Consider the following 18566-nt stretch of genomic DNA (forward strand, 5'->3'; position numbering starts at 1 on the left):
CATGAATCATCAACACATTCGAACCGTGGCGGTGATTGGCAGCGGCACGATGGGCGCAGGCATTGCCGAAGTGGCGGCGATGGCCGGACAGCAGGTGCTGCTGCACGACATCAATGCCGAGGCGATGACCCGTGCGCTGGCGGCACTGCGCCAACGTCTGGAATCACGCGTGGCGCGTGGCAAACTCAGCGCCGAGGCCTGTGAACGGGGTCTGGCGCGTATTGTGCCCGTGACCGATATCAGCGCGCTCGCGGCGGCTGACCTCGTCATTGAAGCCGCCGCCGAAAATCTCGACATCAAAAAAGCACTGTTTGTACAACTCGGCGAAATTTGCCCGCCGCACACGCTGCTGACCAGTAACACCTCGTCCATTTCGATTACCGCGATAGCGGCTGGCGTAAAACACCCGGAGCGCGTGGCTGGGCTGCATTTTTTTAACCCGGCCCCGGTAATGAAACTGGTGGAAGTGGTGGGCGGCGTCGCGACATCCGCTGAAGTGCTGACTCAGCTGAGCCAATGCGTGCTGGCATGGGGCAAACAGCCGGTGCAGTGTCAGTCCACGCCGGGCTTTATCGTCAACCGTGTGGCGCGTCCTTTCTATGCCGAAGCGTGGCGCGCGCTGGAAGAACAGGTCGCCGTCCCAGAAGTCATTGATACCGCATTGCGTGAAGCGGGCGGGTTCCCGATGGGGCCGCTGGCGCTGACCGATTTGATTGGTCAGGACGTGAATTTCGCCGTGACTTGCTCTGTGTTTAACGCCTTCTGGCAGGAACGCCGTTTTTTGCCGTCGCTGGTACAGCAGGAATTAGTGCTGGCGGGGCGTTTCGGTAAGAAAAGTGGGCAGGGCGTATACGCATGGCCTCAGGGTGCTGGCGACGTTGAGTTTTATCCAGCGGTTCCAGCACATCGTCAGGCTACCAGCGTGCAAAAAGAACGTGACGTTGTCACTCTTGATGATGTTCTGCTGATGGAAACCTACGGCGAAACCGCGCAGGCGATCGCCACGCGGACGCAGAAACCTGTCGTGATAATGGATCTCAGCGAAGGTTCAGTGGTGGTGATTGCCGCGGCCGCCAGTAACCGTCTGGAAGCTACCGAAAAAGCCATTTACTGGTTGCAACAGCAAGGTAAACAGGTGCTTCTGGTAGCTGATTATCCGGGGCTGCTGGTGTGGCGCACGGTCGCTATGCTGGTGAACGAGGCGCTGGATGCGCTGCAAAAAGGCGTTGCCAGCGAAGAAGACATCAATACCGCGATGCGGCTTGGCGTGAACTACCCACGCGGCCCGTTGCAATGGGGCGAACAGCTTGGCTGGCAGCGTGTGTTGGCTTTGCTGGAAAACCTGCAACGTCACTACGGCGAAGAACGTTATCGCCCTTGTTCCTTGCTGCGCCAGCGCGCGCTTCTGGAGAGTAGCTATGAGTCATAACGACGCCTGGCATAACGCCCGCGTGATGTATGAACGCGATACCTGCGCACAGGCGCTGGGGATCGACATTATCGAGATGGACGAAGGCATGGCGGTGCTGACCATGACCGTGACAGCGCAAATGCTCAACGGCCATCAAACCTGTCACGGCGGGCAGCTGTTTTCGCTGGCCGACACCGCGTTTGCCTACGCCTGCAACAGTCAGGGGCTGGCGGCAGTGGCCTCGGCCTGCAACATCGATTTTCTGCGTCCGGGCTTTGCCGGGGACAAGCTGACCGCCACCGCGCGCGTCAAGCATCAGGGCAAACTGACCGGCGTGTACGACATTGAAATCGTCAACCAACAACAAAAGACTGTCGCCCTGTTTCGCGGTAAATCACACCGCATCGGCGGCAGCGTAACGGGAGAAGCCTGATGCGTGATGCATTTATCTGTGACGGGGTGCGCACTCCGGTCGGACGCTACGGCGGTGGATTGTCCGGTATTCGTGCCGATGATTTGGGCGCAGTGCCGCTGCGCGCGTTGCTGGAAAGACATCCGCAGCTTGACGCCGGGCTTATAGACGACGTGATTTTCGGCTGTGCCAATCAGGCGGGTGAAGATAACCGTAACGTGGCGCGTATGGCGTCGCTGTTGGCGGGGCTGCCGCAAACTGTTTCGGGCACCACCATCAACCGCTTATGCGGCTCCGGGCTGGATGCGATCGGTTTTGCCGCTCGGACGATCCGTTCAGGTGATGCGGATTTGCTGATTGCCGGTGGCGTGGAATCCATGTCTCGCGCGCCGTTCGTGATGGGCAAAGCCACCACGCCGTTCCAGCGTCAGGCCGAGATGTTCGATACCACTATCGGCTGGCGTTTTGTGAACCCGCTCATGCAGCAGCATTTTGGTACTGACAGCATGCCGGAAACGGCAGAGAATGTAGCTGAATTGTTAAAAATAAGCCGTGCGGATCAAGATGCGTTCGCCTGGCGCAGCCAGCAGCGGACGGCCATCGCACAGCGCAACGGCATTCTGGCGCAAGAGATCGTCCCGGTCAGCGTAAAAGGCAAAAAGGGCGCAGTAACCGAAGTGACTGAAGATGAACACCCGCGCGCGGAAACGACCCTCGAACAGTTGGCGGCGCTGAAAACCCCGTTCCGCGCGGGTGGTGTGATCACCGCCGGGAATGCATCGGGCGTGAATGACGGTGCAGCTGCATTGATTATCGCCAGCCGCGAAATGGCTGAACAACAAGGGTTAACGCCGCGTGCACGCATTGTTGCGATGGCAACGGCGGGCGTGGAACCGCGTCTGATGGGCCTTGGCCCGGTGCCTGCCACCCGCAAAGTGCTGGAACGTGCGGGGCTGAGTATTAACGATATGGATGTCATCGAGCTGAATGAGGCGTTTGCCGCTCAGGCGCTCGGTGTCCTGCGTCAGTTGGGGCTTCCGGACGATGCCCCGCATGTAAACCCCAACGGTGGTGCTATCGCGTTAGGCCATCCGCTGGGCATGAGTGGTGCCAGACTGGCGTTAGCCGCCAGTAATGAACTGCACCGTCGCGGCGGGCGTTACGCCCTTTGCACGATGTGTATCGGTGTGGGTCAGGGCATTGCCATGATCCTGGAGCGTGTGTGAGCTGATTAACCTGCGAGTACCCTACAATGACAACAACAAAATTAGATCCGATTGAAACCGCGTCCCTTGACGAACTGCAGGCTCTACAAACCGAACGCCTGAAGTGGACGCTGAAACACGCTTACGACAATGTGCCGATGTATCGCCGCAAATTTGATGCGGCGGGTGTTCACCCTGACGATTTCAAAGAATTAAGCGATATCCGCAAATTCCCGTGCACCTCCAAACAGGATCTGCGTGATAACTATCCGTTTGACACTTTTGCCGTGCCGATGGAGCAAGTGGTGCGCATTCATGCGTCCTCTGGCACCACCGGCAAACCGACGGTGGTCGGTTACACGCAAAACGATATCGATAACTGGGCCAATATCGTCGCCCGTTCTTTGCGTGCCGCTGGCGGCAGCGCGAAGGACAAAATTCACGTGGCGTATGGCTACGGCCTGTTCACGGGTGGTCTCGGAGCGCACTACGGTGCAGAGCGGTTGGGCGCAACGGTGATCCCAATGTCCGGCGGCCAAACGGAGAAACAGGCGCAACTGATCCACGATTTCAAACCCGACATGATCATGGTCACGCCGTCTTACTGTCTTAACCTGATTGAAGAGATGGAACGCCAGATGGGCGGTGACGCCAGCGGTTGCAGCCTGCGCGTGGGCGTATTCGGTGCAGAGCCGTGGACCATGGCGATGCGCAAAGAAATCGAACGTCGTCTGGGCATTACCGCTCTGGATATTTATGGCCTGTCTGAAGTGATGGGGCCGGGCGTGGCGATGGAATGTTTAGAGACCGCCGATGGCCCGACTATCTGGGAAGATCATTTCTATCCGGAAATTGTCAACCCAACGGATGGCACGCCACTGGATGACGGCGAGCAGGGCGAACTGCTGTTCACCACGCTGACCAAAGAAGCGCTGCCGGTGATTCGTTATCGCACCCGCGACCTGACGCGTCTGTTGCCGGGCACGGCGCGCACCATGCGCCGCATGGACCGTATCAGTGGGCGCAGCGATGACATGCTGATTATCCGTGGCGTGAACGTCTTCCCGTCGCAGCTGGAAGAAGAGATCGTCAAATTTGAGCATTTGTCACCGCACTATCAACTGGAAGTGAACCGTCGCGGGCATCTTGATTCGCTCTCCATCAAAGTTGAACTGAAAGAGAGTAGCCTGACGTTGACGCACGAGCAGCGTTGCCATGTCTGCCACCAGCTGCGTCACCGCATTAAATCGATGGTGGGGATTTCCACCGACGTGATGATCGTCAACTGTGGCAGCATTCCACGTTCGGAAGGCAAAGCCTGTCGCGTGTTTGATTTGCGCAAGCTGGCGGCGAACGGGTAGGTTTTGGTATTGGGCCGACGGATGACGCGTAGGCCCATGCAAGCACAGCGCCACTGGGCAATGCCGCAAGCGGAAAATGATCTGTGCTATGATTCATCCAGGGAAAAAATCACAACAGAATGAATCAGATGAGTAAACTCGATACCTTTATTCAGCAGGCCGTTGCTGCCGTACCGGTCAGCGGAACCTCCTTGATCTCTTCACTCTATGGCGATGCGCTCTCTCATCGTGGCGGCGAAATCTGGCTCGGCAGCCTGAGTGCATTACTGGAAGGACTCGGCTTTGGTGACCGCTTTGTGCGTACCTCACTGTTCCGACTCAATAAAGAGGGCTGGCTGGATGTTTCGCGTATCGGGCGACGCAGTTTTTATCGTCTGAGCGACAAAGGACTGCGTCTGACCCGGCGTGCGGAAAGTAAAATCTACCGCGCCGAACCGCCTGCCTGGGACGGCACCTGGCTGTTATTGTTGTCAGAAGGGCTGGATAAAAACACGCTCACCGATGTCAAGAAACAGCTAATTTGGCAGGGATTTGGCACGCTTGCGCCGAGCCTGATGGCCTCGCCATCGCAAAAACTGGCCGATGTACAAGCGTTATTGCACGAAGCGGGCGTGGCCGAAAACGTCATCTGTTTTGAAGCGCAATCCCCGTTGGCGACATCGGTGAGCGCGTTACGATCGCGGGTAGAAGAGTGCTGGCAGCTCACCGAACAAAACCAAATGTATGAAAATTTCATCAACACGTTCAGACCATTGCTACCGCTGCTGCGTGATGCCACGCCAGATGAGCTGACACCTGAGCGCTGTTTTGCCATTCAACTGCTGGCAATCCATCTTTATCGTCGCGTCATCCTAAAAGATCCGCTGTTGCCGGAAGAACTCCTGCCTGCACACTGGGCCGGACAGGCCGCGCGTCAGTTGTGCATTAATATCTATCAAAGCGTTGCTGCCGGCGCATTGGTGTGGGTGAGTGAGAAGGGCGAAACCTCCGTAGGCCCGCTGCCGCAGCCAGCCTCACCGTTTTATCAACGATTTGGTGGTCTGAACCTCAAATAAGGAGCGCAAACATGCCGGTTTATCAGATAGATGGCTTAACCCCGGTGGTGCCAGAGGAAAGTTATGTGCATCCCACGGCGGTGCTGATTGGCGATGTTATCCTCGGCAAAGGGGTTTATGTCGGACCGAATGCCAGTCTGCGCGGTGATTTTGGCCGTATCGTGGTGAAAGACGGTGCGAATATTCAGGATAACTGCGTGATGCACGGTTTTCCGGAACAGGACACGGTAGTAGAAGAAGATGGGCACATCGGACACAGTGCGATTCTGCATGGTTGCGTGATCCGTCGTAATGCATTGGTCGGAATGAATGCAGTGATTATGGATGGCGCGGTGATCGGCGAAAACAGCATTGTCGGCGCGGCGGCATTTGTGAAAGCCAAAGCGGAAATGCCCGCTGATCATTTGATCGTCGGGAGCCCGGCGAAAGCGATTCGTAGCCTTAGTGTGGACGAAATGGAATGGAAGAAACGCGGGACACGTGAGTATCAGGTGCTGGTCGAACGCTGTAAATTGACGATGCATCAGGTGGAGCCGCTTCGGGAAGTGGAAGAAGGGCGCATGCGTCTGGTCTTCGACGAAAACCTGCGTCCGAAATCGGCCAAATAAAGAAAGTTAGCCCTCTCTTTGCAGAGAGGGCTAAAACGGGTGCTTTTGGCATCCAATCCTGCCCGTCAGACGCGGGGATTGCTCCCCGCGCTGTCAGTCACTTCCTCGATTCGTAAGCGAGAACAGCCCTGATTTCCATACCACGCTCTTTGACGCTCAACTCACATAATGTTTCGCGTACCAACAGCGTGAACCCCAGTACTGTTATGCACAGCACCATGATCGCCACCAGGGCGTATTTTGTCAGCATTGTTATTGCCTCCGTGCTAAGAAGGGACTAACATCCAACGTGCTAGGGTTGGATTGTTAGTCCCCAGGTTGATAGAAATATCGCCTGGGGCTTTTACTTTCCGGCTCCTGCACGTACTGCTCGTTCAATGCCTGAGACCAGAAAGCCTCAAGCACCCGCCGCCATTCTATGTTTTTCGCACTAATGTCAAAGCGTTATGTCTCGTTTTCCCGAGCATGCTCGTAAACTGTTTTTCTCAGCACAGGGAAATAGCGACTGCGTGTTAATGGATTTGATAATGATGAAATTCAGGGGAAGAAAAACAGGGGAGCGAATCAAACTGAAAGAACCCTCTCACCGGGCGGCGAGAGGGCGAAAATCTTAAGCGGCAACCAGGCTGTTGATCGCGGCTTTTGCATCGGACTGCGCTTTTGCCGCCACTTCCGGACCGTAAGCCACGCCTTCTGCGAAGACAAAGTTCACATCGGTGATGCCGATGAAACCGAGGAACAGCTTCATGTACGGTGCCAGCAGGTCAGTTGGGGTGTCTTTATGGATACCACCACGGCTGGAAACCACGACCGCGCGCTTACCCACCACCATGCCTTCCGGACCGTTTTCGGTGTAACGGAACGTCACGCCAGCACGTGCCACCAGGTCAAAATAGTTTTTCAACTGCGTTGGGATGTTGAAGTTGTACATTGGTGCGGCGATCACGATAACGTCGTGGGCCTGCAGCTCTGCAATCAGCTCATCGGACAGCGCCAGCGCTTCCTGCTGACGTGGAGACAGTGGGGCATCGCTTGGACGCAGTGCGCCAACCAGTTCGCCATCCAGGACCGGGATCGGCTGTGCGGCCAGGTCACGAACAGTAATCTGATCCGCCGGGTGTTTTTCAGCCCATTGGTCAACAAAATAGTCGGTCAGCTGACCAGACTGAGAGTACCCTGCCAGAATACTGGATTTGAGAACTAAAACTTTGCTCATGGGTGTTTCCTTTTAAGAGATTGACGGGCCCGTGCCCTGTTGCTTGCAGACACTCTATTCACAATCCTGTCGCAGGGATAGCGCAATATATCGAAGCCTTCGTTCAAATTTATTGATGAAGGAAAGGGGCGCTGCGATGTGGTAATCTACCATTAATGAAAACAGAGACATTTTTCCGGCAGTGCGATGCCCGATAACGCTATGACAGAACAACAAAAAATGACTTTTTCGCAGCTCCACCAACAGCTCGAAACGCTGATGCTGCGCGACAAAATGCGCTTTGCCCGTCGCCTCCACGGTGTGAAGAAGGTTAAAAATCCTGAATCACAACAGGCTGTTATGCAAACGATGGCGCAAGAAATTTCTCAGGCGGCGGGTAAAGTCCTGCTGCGCGAAGCGTCGCGCCCGGAGATCACCTATCCTGAAAATCTCCCTGTCAGCCAGAAAAAACAGGATATTTTCAACGCCATTCGCGACCATCAGGTGGTGATTGTGGCGGGTGAAACCGGGTCGGGAAAAACCACCCAGTTGCCTAAAATATGCATGGAACTGGGGCGCGGTGTTAAAGGGCTGATTGGTCATACTCAGCCGCGCCGCCTGGCTGCGCGTACCGTGGCTAACCGTATTGCCGAAGAGCTGCAAACGGAGCCGGGCGGTTGCATCGGCTATAAAGTACGTTTTAGTGATCATGTCAGCGACAACACCATGGTCAAGCTGATGACCGACGGTATTTTGCTGGCGGAAATCCAGCAGGACCGCCTGCTGATGCAGTACGACACCATCATTATTGATGAAGCGCACGAGCGCAGTCTGAACATCGATTTTTTGCTGGGCTACTTCCGCGAACTGCTGCCGAAGCGTCCCGATCTGAAAATTATTATCACCTCGGCGACTATCGATCCTGAACGTTTCTCAAAACATTTCAATAACGCGCCAATCATCGAAGTTTCCGGGCGAACCTTCCCGGTTGATGTCCGTTACCGTCCTATTGTGGAAGACGCCGACGATACCGAGCGCGATCAACTGCAGGCGATTTTTGATGCAGTTGATGAACTGGGGCAAGAGAGTCCTGGCGACATTCTGATTTTCATGAGCGGTGAACGCGAAATTCGCGATACCGCAGATGCGTTGAGCAAGCGCGATTTGCGCCACACCGAAATTCTGCCGCTCTACGCGCGTTTGTCGAACAGCGAGCAAAACCGAGTTTTCCAGTCGCATAGCGGGCGACGCATCGTGCTGGCAACCAACGTCGCGGAAACCTCACTGACCGTACCGGGTATCAAATACGTCATCGACCCTGGCACCGCGCGTATCAGTCGCTACAGCTACCGCACCAAAGTGCAGCGTTTGCCGATTGAGCCGGTTTCACAGGCGTCGGCGAACCAGCGTAAGGGCCGTTGCGGGCGTGTCTCGGAAGGTATCTGTATTCGTCTTTATTCGGAAGATGATTTCCTGTCGCGTCCGGAATTTACCGATCCGGAAATCCTGCGTACTAACCTGGCGTCTGTCATTTTACAGATGACTGCGTTAGGTCTGGGCGATATTGGCGCATTCCCGTTCGTGGAAGCGCCAGATAAACGTAATATTCAGGATGGTGTGCGTCTGCTGGAAGAGCTCGGTGCTATCACCACCGACGAGCAGCAAACGGTTTATAAGCTTACGCCTATGGGGCGTCAGCTTTCGCAACTGCCGGTCGATCCACGTCTGGCGCGTATGGTGCTGGAAGCGCAAAAACATGGTTGCGTGCGCGAAGCGATGATCATCACCTCTGCGTTGTCGATTCAGGATCCGCGTGAGCGTCCGATGGACAAGCAGCAAGCCTCCGACGAAAAACACCGTCGTTTCCACGATAAAGAGTCTGATTTCCTTGCGTTTGTGAATTTGTGGAATTACCTCGGCGAGCAGCAAAAAGCGCTATCGTCGAACACCTTCCGTCGCCTTTGCCGTACCGAATACCTTAACTATCTGCGCGTGCGCGAGTGGCAGGATATCTACACACAACTGCGGCAGGTGGTGAAAGAACTCGGCATTCCGGTGAACAGCGAACCGGCAGAATACCGTGAAATTCACGTGGCAATTCTGACGGGGTTACTGTCGCACATCGGCATGAAAGATACCGATAAACAGGAATTTACGGGCGCGCGTAACGCTCGTTTCTCTATCTTCCCGGGTTCCGGCTTATTCAAAAAACCGCCGAAATGGACAATGGTTGCCGAATTAGTGGAAACCAACCGTCTGTGGGGACGCATCGCGGCACGTATTGATCCAGAATGGGTTGAGCCTGTCGCACAGCATTTAATCAAACGCTCGTACAGCGAACCGCACTGGGAACGCTCACAGGGCGCGGTGATGGCGACCGAAAAAGTGACCGTCTACGGTTTGCCGATTGTGGCGGCACGAAAGGTGAATTACAGCCAGATTGACCCGGCGCTGTGTCGCGAACTCTTTATTCGCCACGCAATGGTCGAAGGCGACTGGCAAACTCGGCACGCCTTTTTCCGCGACAACAACAAGTTGCGCAATGAAATTGAAGAACTCGAACACAAATCACGCCGTCGCGACATCCTCGTCGATGACGAATCGCTGTTCGAGTTTTACGATCAGCGCATCAGCCACGAAGTGATTTCTGGCCGTCATTTCGACAACTGGTGGAAAAAGACCAGTCGTGAAACGCCCGATTTGCTCAACTTTGAAAAAAGCATGCTTATCAAAGAAGGGGCAGATAACGTCAGCAAACTCGATTACCCGAATTTCTGGCATCAGGGCAATCTCAAGTTGCGTCTGAGCTATCAGTTTGAACCGGGTGCTGATGCGGATGGCGTGACGGTGCACATTCCGCTGCCGTTGCTTAATCAGGTGGATGACGCTGGTTTTGAGTGGCAAATTCCAGGACTGCGTCGCGAACTGCTTATTGCGCTTATCAAATCGCTGCCGAAACCAGTGCGCCGCAATTTTGTGCCAGCGCCAAACTATGCCGAAGCGCTGCTGGGCCGCGTTACACCGCTCGAATTACCGTTGCTGGATGCGATAGAACGTGAATTGCGCCGCATGAGCGGTGTCACCATTGACCGCGACGACTGGCATTGGGATCAGGTGCCCGATCACCTGAAAATGACGTTTCGTGTTCTCGATGATAAAAACAAGAAACTTCAGGAAGGGCGTGATCTCACCGCGCTGAAAGACGCTTTAAAAGGTAAGGTCCAGGAAACGCTGTCGGCAGTGGCAGACGACGGTATCGAACAGAGCGGTTTGCATCTGTGGAGTTTCGGTCAATTACCGGAAAGCTACGAGCAGAAACGCGGCAACTATAAGGTGAAGGCCTGGCCTGCGCTGGTGGATGAACGTGACAGCGTGGCTATCAAGCTGTTCGATAATCCGCTGGAACAGCAACAAGCCATGTGGCGCGGCTTGCGTCGATTACTGCTGCTGAATATCCCGTCGCCGATCAAATACCTGCACGAGAAGTTGCCGAACAAAGCCAAGCTGGGGCTGTACTTTAACCCGTATGGCAAAGTGCTGGAGCTGATTGACGACTGCATTTCCTGCGGCGTGGACAAACTGATCCACGAAGCGGGCGGTCCGGTGTGGACAGAAGAGAACTTTGCGAAACTGCACGACAAAGTGCGCGCGGAGCTCAACGATACCGTAGTAGACGTTGCTAAACAGGTCGAGCAAATCCTCACCGCAGTGTTCAATATCAACAAGCGGCTGAAAGGGCGCGTGGATATGACCATGGCGCTCGGACTGTCTGATGTGAAAGCGCAGATGAGCGGGCTGGTGTATCGCGGGTTTGTCACCGGAAACGGGTTTAAACGCCTCGGCGATACGCTGCGTTATCTCAATGCGATTGAGAAACGGCTGGAAAAATTAGCCGTCGATCCGCACCGCGACCGCGTACAAATGCTCAAAGTCGAAAGCGTGCAGCAGGCCTGGCAGCAGTGGCTCAACAAGCTACCGCCGGGGCGCCGTGAAGATGAAGATGTGCAGGAAATCCGTTGGATGATCGAAGAACTGCGCGTCAGCTATTTCGCGCAGCAACTCGGTACGCCTTATCCGATTTCTGACAAGCGTATTGTGCAAGCGATGGAGCAAATAACCGCTTAAATAGCTGCGGATTGTTTCTCATTATCCCAACAAACAGGGGCAGGCTTTTTGTCTGCCCTTACTCTTTTGTCGAATGAGATTTCGGAGTGATCTCCTGTCATCCTCCTCCGTGGGCGTTACCCTGTGGTATGACATACGAAAGAAGGGAGTATTATGCTGACCACCTTTCCACATTTGAACGATATGACACTGCAAGCCGCTAACCGCGTGGGTGAATGGCTGGCGCAGAACGATTTTTCCACACCACCTGTCAATGTCGAGGCCGATCTGGTTGTGCTGGCGGGTAACGCAGTAATCCCCACTATTGACGCGGCCTGTCGTCTGGCGGCTGAAAACCGCACGCTGCTGATAAGCGGCGGCATCGGTCATTCGACCACCTTTCTTTACGCCGCTGTGGCGCGTCATCCACGTTACAACACGTTGCGCACCACCGGGCTTGCTGAAGCGACCATTCTGGCGGATATCGCGCACCAGTTCTGGAATATTCCTCATGAGCGAATCGTGGTGGAAGACCGTTCCACAAACTGCGGCGAAAATGCGCGTTTTACCCGCGAAATGATGGAGCAACTCGGCATTCATAGTCATAGCGCGATTGTAGTGCAAGACCCGACCATGCAACGGCGCACAATGGCAACGTTCGAACACGTCTGGCAGGGCGATATGAGTGCGCCGAAGTGGCACAGTTATCCGGGTTATCTGCCTGTGTTAAGGAACGGTGGCGCGGGCCTGACGTTCACCGATGAAGCCGATGCCGTTTGGCCAGTGGAGCGCTATCTTTCGCTTTTATTGGGTGAGTTGCCGCGCATTATGGATGACGAAAACGGCTACGGTCCGCGCGGGAAAGGGTTTATCGCCCATGTGGAGATGCCTGTTGATGTCATGAACGCCTGGCAAATCCTGCGTGAAGATATGCTCCTGCGCGAAGCGTTATCCAGCCGTTCTCTGCTTTAACCCTCCCCACCTGAAAATGCCCGTTTGCGACAGAAAAAGCGCAAACGGGCATTGGCTGTTACCAGGTTGTTAGGGCTGAATCGCGTCCACTGACTCACTTTTATGAGATGTCTCACAAATTCCTGATCATAGCGTTGGGGTTGTGCCGCTGAATTCTCGATATTTAACAATAATTTCACTTGTTAAAAACGATGCATTCACAGGAGCAGCGCATGACAGCACCCGTACAACACCCTATGTATATCGACGGTAAGTTTGTGTCCTGGCAGGGCGACGCATGGATTGATGTGGTTAATCCTTCAACCGAAGCGTTGATTTCGCGCATTCCGGACGGTTCTGCCAAAGAAGCACAGCAGGCTATTGAGGCCGCCGAATGTGCGCAGCCCGAATGGGAAGCGCTTCCGGCCATTCAACGTGCGGGCTGGTTGCGTAAAATTGCGGCGGGCATTCGTGAACGCGCAGAAGAAATCAGCGCGCTGATTGTCGCCGAAGGCGGGAAAATTCAACAACTGGCAGAAGTGGAAGTGGCCTTTACCGCCGACTATCTCGATTACATGTCCGAATGGGCACGTCGCTACGAAGGTGAAATTCTGCAAAGCGACCGTCCCGGTGAGAACATTTTTGTCTTCAAGCGCGCGCTGGGTGTGACCACCGGAATTCTGCCGTGGAATTTCCCGTTCTTTCTGATCGCCCGCAAACTGGCACCTGCGCTTATCACCGGCAACACCATCGTAATTAAACCTAGCGAATTCACCCCAAACAACGCCATTGCCTTCGCGCAAATCGTGCATGACATCGGCCTGCCAAAAGGCGTGTTCAACCTTGTATTAGGCCGGGGTGAAACCGTCGGTCAGGAACTGGCGGGCAACCCGAAGGTGGCGATGGTCAGCATGACCGGCAGCGTCGGTGCGGGCGAGAAAATCATGGCCGCTGCGGCGAAAAATATCACCAAAGTGTGTCTGGAACTCGGAGGTAAAGCCCCGGCTATCGTACTGGATGATGCCGATTTGGAGTTGGCGGTCAAAGCGATTGTTGAGTCCAGGGTTATCAATACCGGACAGGTGTGCAACTGCGCCGAACGTGTTTACGTGCAGAAAGGGATATACGACCAGTTCGTTAACCGCCTGGGCGAAGCGATGAAAGCCGTGCAGTTTGGCGACCCGGCGCAGCGCACCGATATCGCGATGGGGCCATTGATTAACGCCGCCGCGCTGGAACGTGTAGAGCAAAAAGTGGCGAAGGCGGTTGAGCAGGGCGCGAAAGTGGCGCTCGGCGGCAAGCCACTGGAAGGTAAAGGTTATTTCTATCCGCCAACGCTGTTGCTCGATGTGCGTCACGACATGACCATCATGCATGAAGAAACCTTTGGGCCTGTGCTGCCGGTGGTGGCGTTCGACACTCTGGAAGAGGCGCTAAACATGGCTAACGACAGTGATTACGGCCTAACTTCATCGGTTTACACTCAGGATTTGAACAAAGCGATGAAAGCCATCAAAGGGTTGAAATTTGGTGAAACTTACATCAACCGCGAGAATTTTGAAGCGATGCAGGGCTTCCATGCCGGCTGGCGCAAATCCGGGATCGGCGGTGCCGATGGACGTCACGGACTGGAAGAGTATCTGCAAACGCAGGTGGTGTATTTGCAGTCTTGATAGGATCGGGGCGTTGACGCGAAATCTGTAGGCCAGGCAAGCGTCAACGCCCGCTGTGTGCTACAACTTAGGGTTCTGCCTAACTGACGAGGTGTGCCTGTGTCGGAAAAAGTGAAAGCCCAATGCCACTGTGGCGCGGTCAAATTTACCGTCGAGCTGTCGGACGGTTTCAATACTCTCCGTCGTTGTAATTGCTCATTTTGCCGGATGCGCGGCGCGGTGGTGGTTTCTGCGCCACTAACGGGTATCGATGTTATACAGGGCAAAGATAAACTCACGGAATACCGCTTTAACACCCGCGCGGCGGCACACTATTTTTGTTCCGTCTGCGGGATTTATACCTTTCATCAACGGCGTTCCAATCCCGACCAGTATGGCGTCAATGTCGCCTGCATCGAAAACGTCTCACCGTTTGATTTTGCCGAAGTGACTGTATCAAACGGCGTTCATCATCCTTCCGACGGCGGCGGTGGTGTGGCTGGATATTTACGCTATTCCCCGGCTAGCAAAACGTAAGCAGGCTCTGTCTGGCCTTAATCTGAAAGTCGTTGCCGAATAGCGTATTCGGACTTCTGGTCATCCTCATATTGCTATGATGTTTTTTTAATGAGGTGATTATGGCAACGACTAAAAACTGGTCCCCGGAACTGGAGGGCCTGCGCGGCGTCGCGTCGCTGTGGGTGTTCTTTGGACATATTGCACTGCTGGTAAACTGCAAAATCCCGATAATTGCAGTGCCGAAACTGGGCGTCGATCTCTTTATTTTGCTGTCCGGCTATCTGATGACGAAAAACTATATTGAGCGTCAGGATAAAGAGCCGTGGGGGAGCTGGCAGACTATCATGACATTCTGGCTACGGCGGTATTTCCGCATTGCGCCGCTCTATTATGTGATGCTCTTTGTGGCACTGTTAGCCGGGCATTTTCTCGGTGATATGCGTCAGATTATTGCCGACGCGTTTCCGTCTACAGCGACGGAAACATCGCGCTACAGTGATTTATCCTTTTTCAACGTATTGGCACATCTGACTTTCGTGTTTGGTGATTTGCCGCAGTACGCTTATAACACCGCGCTCCCGGACTGGAGTATCGGCCTTGAGATGCAGTATTACCTGCTGTTCCCGTTCATCATGCTGCTGACGTTGCGTTGGGGATTCGCAGGCGCGCTGGTGGCTATTATGGTGCTGGATATCCTGGGGCGTTATCTGCTGCCGGGCCTGTATACGGCGTTCCCGATGCCGTCGATGATCCTGATAAAATTGCATGTGTTCATCGCCGGGATGTTGATGGCGGAAGCCGTCAGGCAGCGGCGTTTGCTGTTTGTTGTCCTGGCGTTGCTGGCACCCGTTGTCAGTGCATTGATGAACATCAGAATGGATTCAACGCAGATTTTCTTCGAAGCGTTAATGATTTTAGGCATGACGGGTGTGCTGTGGCCGTATCAGCAGGCTGGTTTGGTGCAACGTCTGTTTAGCGTGCCGCGCAGTTTGTTGAGCAACCGGATATTTACCTGGTTGGGCGATGTTTCTTATTCGGTTTATTTACTTCACTTGTTGTTGGTGATGCCAATTATTGCTTTGCTCCTGCACCACTCGCATCTTGCGATGTATTCCAGCGGCGCGCGCTATCTTATTACCGTCGGTCTTTGTTTCCCTGTTGTCTATTTATTAGCTACGGCGCTACATCGCTATATCGAAATGCGAGGTATTGCTTTGGGGAAACGGATTATTAAAAACGCAACGGTCAGGGAAAGGGAGTTGGAAAGAAATTAACATCGTGCGATAAACAACGTGTACCGCCAGCGGACTGGCGGTACACAACATCAAGATTTAGATTTGATTATCTCTTTAAAATCAACGTGGTAAAGGCGCGAAGGGAATGCCTTCGCGCCATATCATTATAGTTTAACGAATTTATCCAGTACCCGAATTAACTGGGTGACGAAGCCGTATTCGTTGTCATACCAGGAAACGGTTTTCACCAATTGCAAATCGCCGACTTCGGCCACTTCGGTCTGTGTCGCGTCATACACTGAGCCAAAATGGCTACCGATGACGTCCGTAGACACAATTTCCTCCTCGGTATAGCCAAAAGATTCATTACCGTCAGCGGCCTTCTTCATGGCGGCGTTCACTTCATCGGCGGTCACTTTTTTGCCGAGAATAGACACCAGCTCCGTCACTGATCCTGTTTTCACGGGCACACGTTGGGCATGACCTTTCAGCTTGCCATTCAGGGCAGGGATCACCAGACCAATGGCTTTTGCCGCCCCGGTAGTGTGCGGAATAATGTTTTCAGCCGCCGCACGCGAGGCGCGTAAATCTTTCCCGCGTGGGCCATCGACCAGCGCCTGAGTGCCGGTATATGCGTGAATTGTGGTCATGGTGCCGAGTTTGATTTCAAACGCGTCATGTAGCGCTTTCGCCATTGGGGCCAGACAGTTAGTGGTGCAGGAGGCGACGGAAATAATGGTGTCGTTGCCATCGAGCGTGTCGTCGTTCACGTTAAAGACGATGGTTTTCATGTCGCCCGCAGGGGCCGAGATCAGCACTTTTTTAGCCCCCGCATCAAGGTGTGCTTTGGCTTTGTCGGTGGAAGTATAGAAACCGGTACATTCCACGACGAACTCTGCGCCTGCCGTTTTCCACGGAATATTGCTCGCGTCTTTTTCTGCATAGACGGCGATTTTTTTGCCGTCGACAATCAACGAATCGTCGGTATGATCGACGCTCCATGGGAACGGACCGTAGTTCGAGTCGTGTTTTAACAGATAGGCGAGCACTTTCGGCGAGGTGAGGTCATTAATCGCCACAACCTCCTGCGCGCTTTTCACTTCCAGCAGGCGGCGAAGTACCAGGCGTCCGATACGCCCAAAACCGTTAATACCAATCTTGCTCATGGATGTGTTCCTTTTGTGGTTGTATCACAAGGTGAGAAAACTCCTCCAGGCTTAGACCAGTCGGTCCGATTGGGCAACTGAACAATTTTCAGCAAGGGCTAAGGGTTTGAAAATCTATACAGAAAAGTTAATGAATTTTTAATACAAGGCCGTTATGTTAACGATCTCACCGTTTTTTCCGGGAATAAAAATGAAAGATAAGTATTCGAGCCTGCAAATTGGCATTCATTGGTTGGTTTTTCTGCTGGTCGTTATGACGTATTGCGCCATGGAATTACGTGGTTTCTTTCCGCGCGAGTATCGCCCGTACTTTAATATGGTGCATGTTTCCGGTGGGATTTCGATTCTGGTGTTGATGGTGACGCGCTTGCTGGTGCGCCTCAAACGCCCGGCACCGCCGATTGTGCCTAAGCCAAAACCGTGGATGACTGGCATGGCGCATCTCGGGCATCTGGTGATTTTTGTGTTGTTTATCGTGTTGCCGATAATTGGCCTGACGATGATGTACAACCGTGGCAATCCGTGGATCGCGTTTGGTATCACCATGCCGCACGCAGCAGAGGCGAATTTCGATCTAGCCGATAACCTGAAGGAGTATCACGTGCTGCTGGCGAATATCGGCTACTACGTGATTGGCCTGCACGCGCTGGCGGCGTTAGTCCATCATTATGTCTGGAAGGACAACACGCTGCTGCGGATGATGCCACGTAAGAAGTAGAATGCGTCATTGCCCGGTCCGACCGGGCACATGAATTTAACCACCCGGCATTGATTTACGAATGGCGCTCAACAAAGTTTGTGCGCCAGTCGATAACTGCGTATCCACCCGCGTCAAAATGCCAATGGGTTCGCCCGCACCTTGCGTGGGCACTGGCAGAGCTGCCAGAGTGCCGCGCCGTAAATCGTCTTTTACCGCGCCCGATGGCACAAACCACACGTAATTAAAATCCACCGTAAGCTGGCGCGACAAGGACGCCGACAGCGTTTCGATGCAGCCTGCCGGGATTTTACAGCCCTGGCTCAGAACCAGCGCCTCGGCGTTTTGTCTTGGCACTGTGCCTTTCGGCGACACAACGACAGGCCACTCCATCACTTTGCTCAGCGTGACCGTTTCCTGCAATAAAGGATGATCCGGACGCACCACCAGTTTGAGCGATTCCAGAAACAGCAACTCATAATTCAGGCCGCTCATCAGCTCTGGATCAGACATACGACCAATGCCCAAATCAATCTCGCCCAGTTTCAACCCGGCCAGCAGCATAGGGTTATTCATAGTGGCGACTTGAAGAGTGATGTCTTTTTGTTGTTGATGAAACTGACCGATCACAGCAGGAAGAATACCCAGCGCCGCCGTCGGCAACGCACCGATACGCACCACGTCGTTATTGATGCCTTCCTTACGGCTTAGCGCTTGTCCGGCAGTATTGAGCGCATCGAGCACTTTCACCGCATGCGTCAAAAACTGTTCGCCAACCAGCGTCAGCTTCGCGCCAAGACGCCCCCGGTCAAACAGGCGTGTGCCGGTAAGCTGTTCCAGTTCATTGAGGGTTTTCGACAGCGCGGGCTGACTGAGGTTAAGCGTTTCTGCCGCACGCCCCAGTGTTCCCTGTTGAGCGACGGCGACGAAGGTGTGCAAATGGCGCAAGCGAATGCGCTGACTGAAGAGACCGTTTTTTTCCATAACGGGATGTT

16 protein-coding genes are annotated in these 18566 nt (G+C 54.1%); 12 read left to right on the forward strand and 4 right to left on the reverse strand.

Translation table 11 applies throughout. The features are described from left to right. Position 1 precedes the first annotated feature (1 nt). The 6 genes from paaH (at position 2) to paaY (ending at position 6052) form a co-directional block, all read left to right on the forward strand. A complete protein-coding gene (paaH, locus tag VH187_RS15095) occupies positions 2-1429 on the forward strand; it encodes a 3-hydroxyacyl-CoA dehydrogenase PaaH (protein ID WP_414713954.1) in 1428 nt (475 codons plus the stop codon). Then, a complete protein-coding gene (paaI, locus tag VH187_RS15100; RefSeq protein ID WP_329702260.1) occupies positions 1419-1844 on the forward strand; it encodes a hydroxyphenylacetyl-CoA thioesterase PaaI in 426 nt (141 codons plus the stop codon). Before paaH ends, paaI begins: the two co-directional genes overlap by 11 nt. Further along, positions 1844-3049: a 3-oxoadipyl-CoA thiolase gene (pcaF, locus tag VH187_RS15105; protein ID WP_329702261.1), complete on the forward strand. Its 1206-nt coding sequence runs from the start codon at positions 1844-1846 to the stop codon at positions 3047-3049. Before paaI ends, pcaF begins: the two co-directional genes overlap by 1 nt. 26 nt (positions 3050-3075) lie before the next feature. After that, positions 3076-4389 carry a phenylacetate--CoA ligase PaaK gene (gene paaK, locus VH187_RS15110; RefSeq protein ID WP_329702262.1) on the forward strand — a complete coding sequence of 438 codons (1314 nt, stop codon included), beginning with the start codon at positions 3076-3078 and terminating at the stop codon, positions 4387-4389. A gap of 119 nt (positions 4390-4508) precedes the next feature. Further along, on the forward strand, positions 4509-5444 hold the full coding sequence (gene paaX, locus VH187_RS15115) for a phenylacetic acid degradation operon negative regulatory protein PaaX (protein ID WP_329702263.1): 936 nt from the start codon (positions 4509-4511) through the stop codon (positions 5442-5444). Between the two features lie 11 nt (positions 5445-5455). Then, a complete protein-coding gene (gene paaY, locus VH187_RS15120; RefSeq protein ID WP_329702264.1) occupies positions 5456-6052 on the forward strand; it encodes a phenylacetic acid degradation protein PaaY in 597 nt (198 codons plus the stop codon). A 97-nt stretch (positions 6053-6149) separates the two neighbouring features. On the opposite strand, the gene VH187_RS15125 is transcribed toward paaY, so the two are convergent. Then, entirely contained in the window at positions 6150-6302 is a 153-nt protein-coding gene (locus VH187_RS15125) for a Hok/Gef family protein (RefSeq protein ID WP_329702265.1), read from the reverse strand. Positions 6303-6662: 360 nt separating this feature from the next. Beyond that, entirely contained in the window at positions 6663-7268 is a 606-nt protein-coding gene (gene azoR / locus VH187_RS15130) for an FMN-dependent NADH-azoreductase (protein WP_329702266.1), read from the reverse strand. A 201-nt stretch (positions 7269-7469) separates the two neighbouring features. Between azoR and hrpA the strand changes: the two genes are divergently transcribed. From hrpA to VH187_RS15155, 5 genes are all read left to right on the forward strand, one after another. Then, on the forward strand, positions 7470-11372 hold the full coding sequence (gene hrpA / locus VH187_RS15135) for an ATP-dependent RNA helicase HrpA (RefSeq protein WP_329702267.1): 3903 nt from the start codon (positions 7470-7472) through the stop codon (positions 11370-11372). 150 nt (positions 11373-11522) lie between these two features. Further along, positions 11523-12323 (forward strand): YdcF family protein, encoded by an 801-nt coding sequence (locus VH187_RS15140; protein WP_329702478.1) that lies wholly within the window; start codon positions 11523-11525, stop codon positions 12321-12323. A 212-nt stretch (positions 12324-12535) separates the two neighbouring features. Beyond that, positions 12536-13975: an aldehyde dehydrogenase gene (aldA, locus tag VH187_RS15145; RefSeq protein ID WP_329702268.1), complete on the forward strand. Its 1440-nt coding sequence runs from the start codon at positions 12536-12538 to the stop codon at positions 13973-13975. A gap of 99 nt (positions 13976-14074) precedes the next feature. Continuing rightward, positions 14075-14491: a GFA family protein gene (locus VH187_RS15150; protein ID WP_329702269.1), complete on the forward strand. Its 417-nt coding sequence runs from the start codon at positions 14075-14077 to the stop codon at positions 14489-14491. A 101-nt stretch (positions 14492-14592) separates the two neighbouring features. After that, positions 14593-15747 (forward strand): acyltransferase family protein, encoded by a 1155-nt coding sequence (locus VH187_RS15155; protein ID WP_329702270.1) that lies wholly within the window; start codon positions 14593-14595, stop codon positions 15745-15747. 125 nt (positions 15748-15872) lie between these two features. Here VH187_RS15155 and gap read toward each other — a convergent pair whose 3' ends face one another. Continuing rightward, on the reverse strand, positions 15873-16874 hold the full coding sequence (gene gap / locus VH187_RS15160; protein WP_329702271.1) for a type I glyceraldehyde-3-phosphate dehydrogenase: 1002 nt from the start codon (positions 16872-16874) through the stop codon (positions 15873-15875). Positions 16875-17064: 190 nt separating this feature from the next. Here gap and cybB point away from each other — a divergent pair, with 190 nt between their 5' ends. Then, positions 17065-17592, forward strand: a complete 528-nt coding sequence (gene cybB / locus VH187_RS15165; protein ID WP_329702272.1) for a cytochrome b561 — start codon at positions 17065-17067, stop codon at positions 17590-17592. 36 nt (positions 17593-17628) lie between these two features. Here the strand turns inward: cybB and VH187_RS15170 are convergent, their stop codons facing one another. Further along, positions 17629-18555 carry a LysR substrate-binding domain-containing protein gene (locus VH187_RS15170; protein ID WP_329702273.1) on the reverse strand — a complete coding sequence of 309 codons (927 nt, stop codon included), beginning with the start codon at positions 18553-18555 and terminating at the stop codon, positions 17629-17631. Positions 18556-18566 lie beyond the last annotated feature (11 nt).

Origin of the sequence: Scandinavium sp. (genome assembly GCF_036271055.1) — a bacterium.
Classification (GTDB): domain Bacteria; phylum Pseudomonadota; class Gammaproteobacteria; order Enterobacterales; family Enterobacteriaceae; genus Scandinavium.